Genomic DNA, 15,115 nt, shown 5'->3' with positions numbered 1-15,115 from the left:
ATTGCATATAAAAAGCAATTTACTGCGGTGAGTTAACAGCTGCAATGGAAGATGATTGTTCGCTTTCAACTAGCAGTACCAGGTCGCTATGTAAACCCGTTACATGGCATTCATTAAGGTATAAATTAGAAAAATAACCTATTGTGTTAATAAATTAAGGGCTTAATAATTTTATTACACTTCTTTAATATAATCTCTTTGGAGACTGCCCAAATACTACGCAAATCGGCCATAAACAGCCTTTTTTACTGAAAATCGAGGAAAACTGGCTATAGGTAACATTAAATTAACAGCTGATTGATGTAATGGTAATTTGTTGTTAATGTTAATCTAATATTCTGCTAATAGCTTTGCAGAAACAAAAAACAAATAAATTGGAACCACAATTACAACTTAGAAGAATCGCTGCAGTCGTAACGCTAGCAGTAGCTGCGTCAACAACAGTTTATGCACAAAGTAGTGGGAAGTTAATGGGGACTATTACGAATAGTAAAACTGGTGAAACAATCACTGGTGTAACTGTGCGTATTTTAGGAACATCAAGGGGCGGAAGCTCTGATGTATCCGGAAAGTACAGTATTCCAGCTTTACCGGCAGGTAAATATACTGTAGAATATATTTACATTGGTTACTCGACAAAGCAAGTTACCGAGGTTGAGATTAAAGCGAATGATTTGACCAATTTAGATATCGTTCTTGATAATTCAGAAGGACAGGTGTTAGATCAAGTTGTGGTTACAGGATCTTTTAAGAAAGAATCTATCGGTGCATTATATTCGCAACAAAAAAATAGCGCATTGATTTCTGATGGTATTTCAAGTGAGCAGATCAGAAGATCGCCAGATAAAAATACATCCGAAGCATTACGTCGTGTCAGTGGTACGACAATTCAAGATAATAAGTTTGTCATTATTCGCGGTTTGAGTGACCGCTATAATGTTGCTATGATGGATGGCTCGGTATTACCAAGTACAGAAGCCAATCGTCGCGCATTTTCATTTGATATTATTCCTTCGAATCTTATTGATAAAATTACGATCTCAAAAACAGCTACTCCAGATTTACCAGCGGATTTTGCAGGGGGAGCTGTACAGATTACAACAAAAGATATTCCTGATCAAAATTTTGTCTCTTTCGGCTTGGGATATGGTTATAATACTGCGTCGACATTTAAAGATTTTTTACAAACTAAAAAGAACGTTCAAAATTATTTAGGTTTTGATGATGGATCAAGTCAGTTGGCTAAGAACTATCCTTCGCGAGAAGCATTCGCTGCTGGTCTGTCGCAAAAGTGGCAACGTTTAACGATGAAATCATTGTCGAATGATTTTTCAGTTGAAAATAAGAAGGCCCTTCCTTCACAAGCTTATCAATTTTCTTTGGGTCGAGTAAAGCAATATGAGAATAACAATAAATTTGGTGCGCTATTTTCTGTTAATTATCGGAATTCCCAAAATATTTTGTCAAATATTGAACGTAACTGGTATCAATACGATTATAAAGACAATCAATATAAGTTTACAACGAATTTGGGAGCAATGGCTAATTTCGGTTATTCTTTTGGAAAGAATAAAATCTCCTGGAAAAATTTATATAATCGAAATTATGATAACGTGTATACTGAGCGGACAGGAACACATCTTGGAACGACATCAGTAAATAAATTCTATGCTTTTGATATTTTGCAAAAATCATTGTTCAAGTCAACCTTGGAAGGCGATCATGTACTTTCGGATCTAAATGATAGAATTAAATGGACAGCATCATATAGCAACATTAAAAACAATCAACCGAATCAGATGAAAATCAATTATGCAAAAGCGATTGATAAAGAAAATGATTCTACAGTTCCTTATTTGGCTAATATTACCAGTCCTAGTAAAGAGAATACGCGTTTGTTTTCTGATCTTAATGAAAATGTTTTCTCTGGTGAGTTAAACTATGCTAGACCAATAAATTTTTTATCTGCACCAAGTACATTGAAAGTTGGTGCTGGAGCGAATTATCGTCATCGTGATTTTGATGCGCGTTTTGTTGGCCTTGTCTTAGATGTAATTAAGATGGATTCAAAATTAGCTGATCAAATACGTGAACTTTCTCCAGATAAAATATTTGCTGCAGATTTGATCGATAAAAACTACTTTAAATATGATGAAATCCAAATGCCTGGTGACTTCTATACTGCAAAATCAATGACAGGATTTGGGTACGCGATGATGGACCAAAAGTTTATGGATAAGTTTCGCATAGTCTATGGTTTGCGTGTTGAAAATTATAATGTTCAAATTGACACAGACAAAAAGGATGTTGATGATACAAAACTAGACTTTTTGCCGTCAATTAATATGACTTATAGTTTAAATAGTAAGACAAATCTTAGGGCTTCCTATTATCGAACAATTGCTCGTCCTGAATTACGAGAATTAGCACCATTTAGTTATTATGATTACGAGCAATTCGGAACTATTTCCGGGAATACAAAACTAAAACGAAGCGCAATCAATAATGCGGATTTGAGATTTGAAATATATCCCAAAGCTGGCGAAATCTTTTCGGTCTCTGCATTCTATAAACAGTTTACAGATGCTATTGAAGCATCTCGCTATGATGTAAATTCGACAGTTGATGTTTCCTATTTCAATACACCGAAAGCAACCTTATATGGAGCTGAGTTAGAGGCAAGAAAGAAATTGGATTTTGTCAGTGAAAATCAACTGTTTTCTAACACAACCGCATATTTAAATCTTTCTTATGTGCATTCGAAGGTGACTAATCCGACTGATCAGGACTATAAAGAGAAAACTCGACCTATGGTTGGACAATCACCTTATACTATCAATGCAGGATTGCAACATAGCGCATTGGGTAATAAATTGAATGTTAATGTTCTTTTTAACCGCATTGGTAAGCGAATAGCGCAAGCAGGAGGAATCACATTTGCGAGCGCTTACGAAGCACCTCGTAATGTATTAGATGCACAAGTCGGCTACAAATTGATGAATAATAAAGCAGAGGTAAAAGTCAATTTGGGTGATATTTTGAATAATCCTGTAAACGTATATTTTGATAATAAAGCTAAGGAAATTCTATATCGTTATAAGACTGGTGGAAATTATTCAGTATCATTTAATTATACATTTTAATAGTAATATAAACTTAATATTACTTTAAATATAAGGACATATCTAAAGTATTTTTTTGTATCAAGATTTTTAAAACTTAAAAAATGAAAAAAAGATTCTTATTCTTATCCCTGTCAGCATTATTATTGGCTGGAGCTTGTAAAGAAACAACAATTACGGATAATGGAGGTGGAACAGAAACTCCAACAAATCCTGGAAATGAGAATGTCGTAGAAATCTCAGGCGAGATAACTAGTAATACAACTTGGACATCAAATAAAATCTATGTTTTAAAAGGATTCGTATATGTCAGTAACGGTGCCACTTTAACGATTGAACCAGGAACTATTATTAAAGGAGATAAAGCTTCAAAAGCAACATTGACAATTACACGAGGTTCAAAAATTAATGCAACAGGTACAGCTGATAAGCCTATTGTATTTACATCTAATTTAGCTGCGGGAGCTCGTTCTCAGGGAGATTGGGGGGGAGTAATCCTTTTAGGTAAAGCGCCAGTTAACCAAGGTACCGATGTTAAGATCGAAGGTGGTCTTGCTGCACCGACAGGTAAGGATGAAAAAAATTATATTTATTATGGCGGTTCTGATGCTGCAGATAACTCTGGTGTAATGAAATATGTCCGTATCGAATATGGCGGTATCGCGTATTCTGTAGATAATGAAATTAATGGATTGACAATGGGTGGTGTTGGAAATGGTACAACATTGGAATATATTCAGATCTATCGCTCAGGCGATGACGCCTTTGAATGGTTTGGCGGAACAGTAAATGCGAAGCATCTTTTAGCTGTAGGTACTTGGGATGATGATTTTGATACAGATTTTGGGTATTCTGGTAATGTTCAATTTGCATTAGCACAACGTGTACCTACTGTTGCAGATCAATCAGGCTCTAATGGTTTTGAATCTGATAACAACGCTACAGGGACCGACCAAACTCCAAAAACTTCTGCTGTATTTTCTAACGTGACAATTCTAGGCCCAATTCAAAAGGCTGGAGGATCTTTTAATGCGAACTTCCAACATGGTGCTCAAGTGCGTCGGAACTCTTCTATCAGCATTTTAAACTCCGTTATTTCAGGCTTTCCTTTGGCTGGATTATATGTTGATGATACAAAGGTAATCACAGCAAATTCGACTTCGAATAATTTCTTAAGTGGAAATGCAGTTTTTGAAAATAATTTGGTATATGGTTCTAAAGACGCTGATTTAAAAGTTAGCTCAGCTACAAATGCTGCGGCTGTCTCTACACTTATACGTGCTAAAAATGTTTTCGAAAATGGTAAATATGCATCTGAACTGTTCGTAGCCCCTTATAACTTTGGTTCAGATTTTTCAAATACAAGCAACACTCCAAATTTCCAAGTGTTATCTGGATCCGCTGCTGCTAGTGGAGCAAGTTTTACCAATGCTAAGGTGTCGGGAAGTTTCTTTGAGAAGGTGGCTTATAAAGGTGCTTTTGGTACGACGGATTGGACAAGTGGTTGGGCTCATTATGATCCACAGAACTTGGCATATACCACTCCTGGAAAAGTAAAATAATTATAGTTTAGTAAATAGATGAAAAATCCCGCCTTGGCGGGATTTTTTATGTAGCATATATTTTAAATAATTCGTTAAATAGTCAAATAAAATAAATTCTAAATTATGAAACGAACAATCTATTTGGTTTTAATGGGTGCTTTCCTCCTTTTTGGGTGTAAAAAATCGAATGATATCAATGATCCTTCAACTTCTGGACTTAAAGTAGAAATAAAAGGAATTTCTGGTTGGGGCGAATTTGTAAATATTACTGTCGATCAAAATAAGACAGAGGTAAAGTATCCCGCTGGAACCACTGGCAATCCTCAAACTGTAAAAGATAAAAGCTACAAAACCAGTGAAGACACTTTTAGAAAGTTATCGTCATATGTCGAAACGTATGATTTAATGAACACCAAAATTGACGAGTGTGCACGTTGTGTAGATGGAGCAGACTATGTGATTACAGTAAAATCCGAAGGTAAAAAAAATACGGTAACAATTGCAGGGCAGCGTACAGATGGGAAATATACAGATGTACTTGATTTTATAAGCAAACTTTAGAACATATAAAGCTTACTTGATGATATATTTTCTACCGTAAGCTTTGATTCTACTGAAATTTTAGGATAGCGATGTAAAATTCCGATTATCAATTAGAATACCAACAGAGTAAACTTGTTGATATTTTAATTAATTCCGTGGGACCTTTGAAAAGGGCTGTCTCATCTCGGATCGTAGTGATATACAATCTGATAAGACTGATTTTTAAGCTCTTCAGACAATTGACCTATATCCAGTGTTTGCGCTTGAGGAGTAGGCTCACAGACAGAATAATATTTTCCATTGTACAAAATAGCATCACCGATAGGATGTTCAAATTGGACGGCCATCGTTACATGGGTGGGATAGAGCAGGGTGATCATCGGTAGATTGTAGATTTCCTTTACCAGGTAAAAAAACAAGGCAACACGATCGTCACAGTCACTGTATTTATTCAATAGCGTTTGTTCTGCAGAAAGACGTTTCTCGGTCCCGAAATTCTCTTCGTCATTTTCATACAAGAATGCATAGCGGGTGAACCGCATTAAATAATCGACACCTTCCTGCTGATTTTTTCCTTTTAAATTTTCCTTGAGCGCAGGAATCAGTGATTGATAAGTCTCTTTGCTAAGTGGAATATTGAAATAAGTTTCAAAATCTACGCCAGGATAGTTTTTAAAAAGATCACTGATATCTTCATTCAACTTGACATTAAAATGGTAGGCTTTATGTCCATAATTGAACTCAATTTGCTTCTCCTTATAATTTGCGGGTACAAAATCAGGTAATTTTGTGATTTTGTAACTGAAATCTTCGATAGCTTCTGGTACTTTAATTTTAACAGGAATATAGGTGTCTGCGCGTTGAAAGAGCTTTCCATAGTCATGGAAGTTTAAACAGGTGTATTTCTTGCCATCAATTTCAAAAAAGGGAATATCAGAGATATCTTCTTTGTTCTGAATGAAAAATATGATCTGATTACTACCCACAGCCAAACGAGCATCATAACCAGATTTACACATTAAAAACCATTTATATAATGTGTAGCGGGTGTAATTTTCCGTTTTGGGAGCAATCTGTTGTGCGGTGCGGCGAATCAGCTGATAATATACCCAATCATTTAGATGATGTTCATCTTTGTATTCGAGAAGGCTATTTATAAGCTGTATGTAATTAGTTTGATCAGCTATTTGATAGAATTTTTGTATGTGAGCTATTGTTAGGCTGTCATTGAATGGAATATTAAAGGACGATGGAATATCAATAGATACTTTGCCATCATAAAAATCGAAATCATGATGCTGCGCCCTAACGAGTTTTGGACTGTAGGTTAACCAAAATAAAATGGTTAAAAACGCAATATAGTATCCTTTGATATTCAATTATTAACAAATTGATAACATTAATGTAATGTAAATTTAACAAATTGTAGTTGCTTTTTATACCGATTATTGAATAATGTTTTTGGGATTGCAATAAGTCTGTTATTTCTACTAAATATTGTGGATATGATTCATTTGTGAGTGTTTTTTACTAAAACATCAAAATACATTAGTATGCTTTCTGATTTTGGCTGGAAGCTATATTTTGGACGGGAGGAAAATAAAGAGAATTTAATCAATTTGTTAAATAGTCTGCTTGAGGGAGAGCATGTGGTCGAGGATCTCAGTTACAGCAATGTTGAAGAAGACGGCGATTTGCCGTATGATCGGAAAGTGATTTTTGACCGTGGGGTAAGCTATACCTCCCGAACGATTAGTCGCTTGACCAAGAAAGCAACTGCGGGAAATAATTATGAGCTGCCACCGGTATATTTTATTGCCGTACTGGGGTTTCGGCTTGATCCATTGAACAGGGCGAAATATTATTACAGTGCCAAGATCTTTGATGAACTTGACCAAGAAGTTCTTTATCCCAAGCTGAGCTATAAGATGTTTGTCTTGCCCAATTTCATTAAGCCACTGTCCAGGTTGGATACAATCATAGATCAATGGATGTACCTGATGAAGCATCTGGATGAGCTGGACGGATCATCTAAGTATTTGGATAAAAGAATGTTATCGCGTATTTTCATCCGACTTAATAATATGTATAAAGCGGATGAGAGATCGCTAAATTTCTTTCGTATTGAAATTTAGCTTAGTTTTGCTATAGGAGAACTGGCAAATTTAACGCTGGAAGAGAAGATGTCATACATATCAAGCTTAGAACAGAAACGTGTCTATAATGCTACAATTGCGTATGCTGAAAAGGAGGGTATGGAGAAAGGCCGATTGGAAGAGCGTGCCAAAGCCGAAGCTGAGAAATTAGCTGAAAAGCTTAAATCAGCGTTAGAATTTAAGAAAATTGTTGTAGCTGTAGAAGATATTGCTAAAGCTTTAAGACTGACTGTCGAACAGGTGGAGGAGCTGAAATAGGATTTTTTGCTTATAAAATATTATAGAGCCATTCTTTAGAGGATGGCTTTTTCGTTTGATACAGATGGTCTGAATAATCTTGGATTGTATCATGTTGATTTCATTTAGTTTTTCAAAAACGCATTGCATCTTCAATAACATTAAAAAGAGCATTATTAAACATTTCGGTCATCGATGATAAAAGATGGTGTTTTCAGCCGGCCTACGTGGACATTATAGCCAATATAGCTTTCCCGAATAAAAAAGGGCCGCGCTGGTAACATGATTTTCCTAATCGATCAGCTTGAGCGTCTTTAAATTTTCCAACTGCCGCATTTACTTTATTCGTAAATTTCTGGACTTTATCAAGATCAACGTCTTGCAGATCAACGCCGTGTGCTGGATAAGAATCCAGCGACACTTACTACGATTGAAGATTCATGATTTTATAAATTTTCACCTTGCTTTTAAGAATCTAATTTTATTGAGTCATAATCTTCATTAAAAAACTCTGGAAAGGAATAACCAATGGCATTTAGATGTTTAATGAAAACCTTTAGTGTCATGTTGGACGATCCCGCTTCGATTTTTCCGTATTGAGCTCTGTCAAGATTGTAATCATAAGCAAAGTTCTCATGACTAGAATAGCCCATGGTTTTTCTTATTTGCTTGAAACGCAGGCCAATTAGTTTTTGTTCAACATCAAGAACTAGTATATTATTATTGTTTTTATGTTCCATTCTATAAAAGAACGGAAGCTGTAGGTAAAACACCACTCCATAAAACGATACGTTTTATTTGGAGTTATTTAAATGATTTTATATATTTGTGGTGGTTAAATATAATTATCTGAATTTAATGGTAAAAAATAAAAAGTAGGAATTAAACTAAACTTAATAGCGAACTCTCGTAGCAGGATCTGGCGATTATTGTGATATGGAGGGTGAGTAATGCGTCAATTTATCCTATCTTTGGAAAATATTCCTAGGGTAGGATGGCGCTTGCTTGATCTTTGGCATCACCCATTATTTTTTAATAATGGTACTGAAAGTTATTTCCTAGGGTAATGAGTAAAGGTTCCGCCAGAGCCTCTGCTGCTACGACAAGCAAGTAGTCATCCATTTTTGACTATTTCTTTGAGTTCGTTTTAATTTGACGAATTATGAGAAATAAAATCAAAAAAATAAAGCACCAATTAACATTACAAAAATGTGATTTTATCGGTGCTTTTGTTTTTCGGAAGCAATTACAAAAAAACATCATCACAGCTCCCGAATAGCTCGGCTGGCTCTGCCAAATACTATTTGGTCTCTTTTAGTCATTGATCGCGTAACGCCAATATATTTACCTGTGTGACCCCTCATTCAAACGCGATCTGGCTTACTGAATTAATTAAATTATTGTCAAACTGACCTGAGTATGATCAGGCCTCAAAAAAGCTGATTTCGATCGGAAAGGGGATCTTATGTACTTTGGGTTACGGATTTACAAACTGAAAAATGAAAAGGATTTTGGTGCTACAATTTGCTTTTGATTGGATGATTTACGATGTCCACAAGGTCGATTATGGCTCTATAAAGGAGATCGAAATATTCTGAGATCGGTATGCCTTAAATGCGATATCTGCTAATATCCTAGTGCTGTTGAGTGCTTATGTTGATGATGGAGTAGAAAGGCGTCAGCTTTTGAAAGATGAAGAAATGCAGGAGTTTGCAATTGCAGTGTATCGTCTGTTGATCGTATACTGTATCGTCAATCATCGTAAACTAGATATTACTAAAGCTGAGCTGTAATCGGAAGCAGACGAGCTTATAGAAAAAGAACTGGAATTGAGCAAAAAAATCGCTGATTTTTTCAGTCGGTTATCGAAATAACCAATAACAAACAAATTATGAATACGTTAAAATTATTGACGCTAGTCAAGATAAATATAAATACCTACATCTGCCAAGCACTGGCCAGATACTCGAGCAGATCCTATTGTAAGGGTACTGGCCGAGTGCTGAAAAAAGTACGCCTACTGGCTTTGGACTTTTTCCCAGTTAATACCGGCCTTTCTTCTGCCTTTTATGCTATTCGCTTCGAATTGGCATCGGGTTTTCATCGGTGTGACCCACTGAAATTCCGCAGCCGACTCGATGAAAACCCGCGGAAAGGGCGAAGTTGGTCAGGAGTTGGTAGGGGATTGCTTCTGCTTACAGCTATAGTTTTTCAATATTTATATTTTTCTTTTAAGGCATTGAAGAACATAAGAGCGTTTATCTTATTAGCTCTTATGTTTTATATGTTTGGTTTATCTGCTCAGACGCTCCGCCAAGACAGCGGGGCGGATGGGCTAAATAGCATCAAGCCATTACAGATCGGAGATACCATTCCAGACGCATTGTGGGGGCTCCACCTACTGACTGTAAACCACCCAGACGGAAAACAAAGGATTACATTGAATGATTTTGGAAAGCAGGAACTCATTGTACTGGACTTTTGGGCAACCTGGTGCGGAAGCTGCCTGAATTCACTGCGAAAGCTAAAAGAAATAGAACTGCCAGCATCCGTTTCCGTGATACCTGTTACTGCGCAAACTACCGACGAAATCGAACATTCAAAGACCATTTTATATTGGTTCAAGGACTACAAGCCCTTCTCTGTAGCCGAAGATTTCGTTCTGACCTATTATTTCGGAGTACAGTCTGTACCGCATATTGTATGGATCAAGGGCAATAAGATCAGGGCAATCACATCTGCCAAATATCTTGACGTTGAAAACATAATAAAGGCACAAGCCGATGACTGGTCAACAATAAGCTCCAAAGCAGCCGGAAATATCCAAAGCCGAAAACAGGTCAATACTCAAAAGAAAGGGGGGCTGCTTTGAAAATATGGACAACACTCCTGCTGCTGATATTGTGGAGCTCATTATCTGCGCAGACCAATATCACAATTTCAGGAAAGATAGTGGATAAATCCAACGGAAGACCTATCCGGGGCGCAACCATTATGCTTAAAGGGAACAATGTGTCGACATCATCAGACCTTACAGGTAATTTTACCCTTGTGCCGACTGCCCGTGGCCAAGACACGATCCTGATCAGGGATGTGCAATATGTACCGGTATCCCGACCGATTTTATTGGGAAACGCGCAATATATTTCTGTTGAATTGCTCCCAAGGTCAAACACGCTGGAGGAAGTGAAGATCAACACCGGATATCAGCGTATTGACAGAAGGGCTTCTACCGGCTCCGTAGCAACGATCAGCGAGCGGGAAATACAGTATAATACATCGGGAAACCTACTTGACAGGATAGATGGTCTTATTTCAGGTGCCTATACGGATAGGACCGGCTATAATTTTAATGGAGCGGCGCAACAGCCCAACCTCACCATTAGGGGACAGTCCAGCCTTATAGGCCAGACCTTTCCCCTGATCGTTGTGGATAACTTCCCTTTTGAGGGCACGCTTGAAAATATCAATCCCCAGGATATAGAAACAGTTACCGTGCTAAAGGACGCTGCCGCCGCCTCAATCTGGGGTGTACGGGCCGGAAATGGTGTACTGGTCATCACAACAAAAAAAGGCAAACTGAACCAGCCTCTTTTCGTAGATGTTTCCTCCAGCTTGATGGTTTCGAGAAAACCGGACCTGTTCTCGCGCCAGACCGCCTCGTCCAGTGATTTTATTGACATGGAGAGGTTTCTTTTTGAAAAAGGTTTTTATGGTACACAGATCAATGACAGCAAAAAGCCGGTGATCACGCCAGTCGTAAAGCTTCTCATTCAGCAACAGAAACAGGAAATCAGCGAAAAGGAGCTCGAGGAACGATTAGGAGTACTGCGGGGAATTGACGTAAGAAATGATTTTCTGAACTTTGTTTACAGAAATGCTATTGAAAGCAGCTCTTCCATAGGCCTGCGTGGAGGCGGGGATAAGGTAAGCTATTCTTTTTCGCTCGGTTACAATAAAAATACCTATAGTATGCCAACAAACGGCCAGGATAGGATCACGGCCAGATTTAGCCAGACCTACAGGCCGGTATCAAAACTGACCCTTTCGACAGACCTTTCTTTTAGCAGGATCACGGGCACCATGTATAACACTTCCAATATGGTAGGCTACGGCCACATCAAGGTCAACAACAAAGAACTCTATCCATATGCACAATTGAAAAACAGCGACGGGGTTAATGACATACTCTACACGGACTATGACAGAACGTTTATCGACCAAAATCAGGGGCTGGTATCCAGGAATTGGAATTTTGTCCCCCTGGATGAGCTCGAAAGAACCGGTAGCAGGTCAGAAAATCAGCAGATTGTCGCGGGGCTTGATCTGGGTTACGACTTAGCTAAAGGCCTACGGTTCACCCTTCAGTCGCAGCTGAACCGTGCCCTAACAGAATCCTCGTCATTACTGGAAGAAAACAGTTATTATACCCGGAACCTGTACAACCGCTTTACAGCCATAAACGGAGGCAAGACGACCTATGGGATACCTGATGGTGGCATACAGGACAGAAGCAATGCCAAACTATGGGGCTATTCCCTCCGGACCCAGCTGGACATCGACAGGCAGCTGGGCAGGGGGCACCGCCTTCAGGGGATAGCCGGGGCCGAGGTAAGGGAAATCAATAACAGCAATTCATCCTACCGAACTTATGGGGTCCAGGCAGACAGGAATACTTTTTCGCCAGTCGATTTTGCCAACACATATCCCCTGTTCCCCGCCATCGGCGGTAAAGGTTATATACCAAATGGGCTGGGGACAGGAAGAACGGCAAATAGATATGTATCCATCTACTCAACTGTAAATTACAGCTTTGCCGACCGGTATTTTCTGTCTGCCAGTGCCAGAAGCGATGCCTCCAATATATTCGGCGTGGACACAAGAAATAAATGGTCCCCGCTTTGGTCCCTGGGCGGTGGATGGGAAATATCGGGGGAACCATTCTATCATTCCGATGCGGTGAATTATCTTAAAATACGTTCTTCCTTCGGCTATAGCGGAAATGTGGATGCAAGTATCCCTGCTGAACTTGTACTCCAACAGGCCAATTATCTGGATTTTTATTCGAACCAGCCGTTTACCAATATCCTGTCCTTGCAGAATCCGGGGCTGCGCTGGGAGAGAGTTCAAACTTTCAATGCAGGCATAGAATGGAAAATGTGGAATAAAAGACTGGATTTTACATTTGATTATTACAGAAAGAAATCGCTCGACCTGATCGGTTTCGCTCTTGTCGATCCAACACTGGGTACCTCCTCCGTGACAATGAATTCCGCGGAACTCAAAGGCCAGGGATTAGACCTCACCGTCTCGACGGCTATAAGCAGCCGCAACTGGTCATGGAACGGGGTATTACGGACCGGGTACAACAGGACCACCCTGGAAAAATATCATGGTAGGATATTGGCTGTGACCAATCAGGCGATGTATGCCGGGTATTTTGTGGGAAAGGACCGAAATATGCTGACCAGCTTCCGCTGGGACGGATTAACAGCTGATCAGGGAGCTCCAAGGGGATTCGAAAATGGAGAACCTTCGATCAATTATCAAAATATAATCAGAAACACGGATCTGGATGATCTGGTATATCATGGCTCAAGTGTACCCCGGCTAACGGCATCCTACCGGAACAGGATAGGCTACAGGAACCTGGAGTTTGCATTCACCGTCTTAGGGCAATTTGTTTACTTTTTCAGAAAGAACAGCATCAACTATTCTTCCTTTTTCAGCAACTGGTCAGGGCATTCAGATATTTCCATACGATGGAAAAAGACAGGTGATGAACTGCACACCGATGTACCAGCAATGTACTATCCCCTGAATACAGACCGGGAAACTTTCTATAGCCTCAGCGAAGTTCTTGTCAGGCGGGGAGACCATATCCGGCTACAGGATATCAGGCTTTCCTACCGTTTCTCCAACATCGCAAGACAGCGGATAAGGTCATTGGAACTATTTCTCATGGGTACAAATATGGGGCTGATCTGGACAGCGAACAAAGAAGGGATAGACCCCGTATCCAACGGTGCGATAGCACCTCCGCTGACACTAACGGGAGGGTTTAAGATTGGATTTTAAAACACGTAGAAAACAATGAAAAAACTTAAATTTTTAAAAAGTGGCGCAATTATTAGCCTTGTAGCATGCGTCCTCTCAGGCTGCTCCCGATATCTTGACTTAAAACCTGATGACAGTTTCTCCATTCCCAGCAGCCTGCAGGACCTGCGGGGCCTGCTTGGCAACAGCGAGGTGGTAATGAACTTTGCCACAACAGGCCTTGGGGAAACAGCCTGTGACAGTTACTACCTAAATGAAACTTCGTGGGCAGGAATGACCAACGAAAGAGATAGGCTGCTTTATCTCTGGCAACCGTATAGTCCCGTGGCCAGCCAATGGACCGGCCCCTATCAGGCGATCTTGTATGCCAATACGGTACTAAAATACCTGCCTTCTATAAAAACGGCCACCAGTGATGAAGCGGAGGTGAATACGCTTCGGGGGGCAGCCCTTTTTTATAGGGCGCACCAGCTCTTCAACCTGCTGCAGGTATTTTCCCTTCCTTATGATCCTTCGGGGAGCAATGCCCAGCTTGGAGTGGTCTTACGGACTGAGCCATCCCTGGATGAACAGATCTCAAGAAGTACTGTCCGTCAATGCTATGATTTTATCATCACTGACCTGAAAACATCCATTGGGTTATTGCCGGACAGAACCGATATCCCGACAAGACCTTCAAAAGCGGCATCCTATGCAGAACTGGCCAGAATATACCTGGTCATGTCCGAATTTGAAACTGCTGGACGGTACGCGGATTCCGCCCTGATGATCCGGTCAGAAGTTATGGACTATGGAACGGAAATAACCGCTACCGCGAGTCTTCCTTTTTCCAAATGGAATAAGGAAGTGATTTTCGACGTAGCCATGAACGGCGGCGTAGCCCTTGCGCCTTCAAGGAGACGGGTAAACATGCTTGAATATGACAATTATGAAAAGGGGGATCTGAGGAAAGTGGCATTTTTCTCCCTGAACAACCTCGGGGAAATCCTCTTTAAGGGAAATTATAATGGTTTAAATTCCTCCCAGTTATTTTGCGGGACAACGACGGCCGAAATGTACCTTATCCGTGCGGAGGCGAATATCCGCCAAAACAGGCTGAACGATGCGGCAAAAGACATCGATTTGGTTCGGGCAGGGCGTTTTTCCACAGATGACTTTAAACCCGTAGTGTTTACAGACCAAAGGAGGGCACTGGAATACATAAAAAAGGAACGTCAAAGGGAACTGATATTTAGGGGACAGCGGTGGTCAGATATCAGAAGGTATATCCTACTCGGTGAACAGGTGGAAACAATGACCAGGACCGCCGAAGGGAAAACATATACAATGAAGCCGTCCGATGTGGTCAGGTATCTGTATAAACTACCTGATGAAGTGATTGATAATGGGTCGCTCACTCAGAATTGACAGTAAAAAGAGAGGAAAAACAATCAGTCTTTCCTCTCTTTTTCAGGAG

The 15,115-nt window shown here is 39.7% G+C and carries 10 protein-coding genes; 8 read left to right on the top strand and 2 right to left on the bottom strand.

Going from position 1 to position 15,115, the window contains the following annotated elements:
* The first annotated feature begins 374 nt into the window (after nt 1–374).
* The 3 genes from B4Z47_RS12765 to B4Z47_RS12755 all read left to right on the top strand — a co-directional run bounded on the left by B4Z47_RS12765 (nt 375) and on the right by B4Z47_RS12755 (nt 5,227).
* Nucleotides 375–3,143, top strand: a complete 2,769-nt coding sequence (locus tag B4Z47_RS12765) for a TonB-dependent receptor (protein ID WP_236560144.1) — start codon at nt 375–377, stop codon at nt 3,141–3,143.
* Between the two features lie 83 nt (nt 3,144–3,226).
* A complete protein-coding gene (locus tag B4Z47_RS12760) occupies nt 3,227–4,684 on the top strand; it encodes a hypothetical protein (protein WP_070567296.1) in 1,458 nt (485 codons plus the stop codon).
* Between the two features lie 105 nt (nt 4,685–4,789).
* Nucleotides 4,790–5,227, top strand: a complete 438-nt coding sequence (locus B4Z47_RS12755) for a hypothetical protein (RefSeq protein ID WP_115047617.1) — start codon at nt 4,790–4,792, stop codon at nt 5,225–5,227.
* A 161-nt stretch (nt 5,228–5,388) separates the two neighbouring features.
* Here B4Z47_RS12755 and B4Z47_RS12750 read toward each other — a convergent pair whose 3' ends face one another.
* On the bottom strand, nt 5,389–6,588 hold the full coding sequence (locus tag B4Z47_RS12750) for a hypothetical protein (protein WP_236560145.1): 1,200 nt from the start codon (nt 6,586–6,588) through the stop codon (nt 5,389–5,391).
* A 174-nt stretch (nt 6,589–6,762) separates the two neighbouring features.
* On the opposite strand from B4Z47_RS12750, the gene B4Z47_RS12745 reads away from it, so the two are divergent.
* Nucleotides 6,763–7,344: a PD-(D/E)XK nuclease family transposase gene (locus B4Z47_RS12745; RefSeq protein WP_115047619.1), complete on the top strand. Its 582-nt coding sequence runs from the start codon at nt 6,763–6,765 to the stop codon at nt 7,342–7,344.
* A gap of 48 nt (nt 7,345–7,392) precedes the next feature.
* The gene (locus B4Z47_RS12740) at nt 7,393–7,623 is read left to right on the top strand and encodes a hypothetical protein (protein ID WP_070567291.1); all 231 of its coding nucleotides are present in this window, start codon (nt 7,393–7,395) and stop codon (nt 7,621–7,623) included.
* A 446-nt stretch (nt 7,624–8,069) separates the two neighbouring features.
* On the opposite strand, the gene B4Z47_RS12735 is transcribed toward B4Z47_RS12740, so the two are convergent.
* Nucleotides 8,070–8,342 (bottom strand): helix-turn-helix transcriptional regulator, encoded by a 273-nt coding sequence (locus tag B4Z47_RS12735; RefSeq protein WP_070567287.1) that lies wholly within the window; start codon nt 8,340–8,342, stop codon nt 8,070–8,072.
* Between the two features lie 1,151 nt (nt 8,343–9,493).
* On the opposite strand from B4Z47_RS12735, the gene B4Z47_RS12730 reads away from it, so the two are divergent.
* From B4Z47_RS12730 to B4Z47_RS12720, 3 genes are read left to right on the top strand one after another with little or no spacing between them, the layout of a single operon-like run.
* On the top strand, nt 9,494–10,474 hold the full coding sequence (locus B4Z47_RS12730) for a TlpA family protein disulfide reductase (RefSeq protein ID WP_112374241.1): 981 nt from the start codon (nt 9,494–9,496) through the stop codon (nt 10,472–10,474).
* Nucleotides 10,471–13,680: a SusC/RagA family TonB-linked outer membrane protein gene (locus tag B4Z47_RS12725; protein WP_167450453.1), complete on the top strand. Its 3,210-nt coding sequence runs from the start codon at nt 10,471–10,473 to the stop codon at nt 13,678–13,680. Before B4Z47_RS12730 ends, B4Z47_RS12725 begins: the two co-directional genes overlap by 4 nt.
* Before the next feature lie 15 nt (nt 13,681–13,695).
* Nucleotides 13,696–15,066, top strand: coding sequence for a RagB/SusD family nutrient uptake outer membrane protein (locus tag B4Z47_RS12720; protein WP_070567280.1), 1,371 nt, complete (start codon nt 13,696–13,698; stop codon nt 15,064–15,066).
* Nucleotides 15,067–15,115 lie beyond the last annotated feature (49 nt).

The organism is Sphingobacterium sp. UBA2610, assembly GCF_002339225.1.
Classification (GTDB): domain Bacteria; phylum Bacteroidota; class Bacteroidia; order Sphingobacteriales; family Sphingobacteriaceae; genus Sphingobacterium; species Sphingobacterium multivorum.
Note: the sequence above shows the minus strand (reverse complement) of the source record. Positions and strands in the feature narration are given on the sequence as shown.

Excerpts from the sequence above, each read along its gene's own strand:
- B4Z47_RS12730 (WP_112374241.1), top strand. The coding sequence starts at position 9,494 with ATGAATACGTTAAAATTATTGACGCTAGTCAAGATAAATATAAATACC.
- B4Z47_RS12735 (WP_070567287.1), bottom strand. The coding sequence starts at position 8,342 with ATGGAACATAAAAACAATAATAATATACTAGTTCTTGATGTTGAACAA.
- B4Z47_RS12720 (WP_070567280.1), top strand. The coding sequence starts at position 13,696 with ATGAAAAAACTTAAATTTTTAAAAAGTGGCGCAATTATTAGCCTTGTA.
- B4Z47_RS12745 (WP_115047619.1), top strand. The coding sequence starts at position 6,763 with ATGCTTTCTGATTTTGGCTGGAAGCTATATTTTGGACGGGAGGAAAAT.
- B4Z47_RS12740 (WP_070567291.1), top strand. The coding sequence starts at position 7,393 with ATGTCATACATATCAAGCTTAGAACAGAAACGTGTCTATAATGCTACA.
- B4Z47_RS12755 (WP_115047617.1), top strand. The coding sequence starts at position 4,790 with ATGAAACGAACAATCTATTTGGTTTTAATGGGTGCTTTCCTCCTTTTT.
- B4Z47_RS12760 (WP_070567296.1), top strand. The coding sequence starts at position 3,227 with ATGAAAAAAAGATTCTTATTCTTATCCCTGTCAGCATTATTATTGGCT.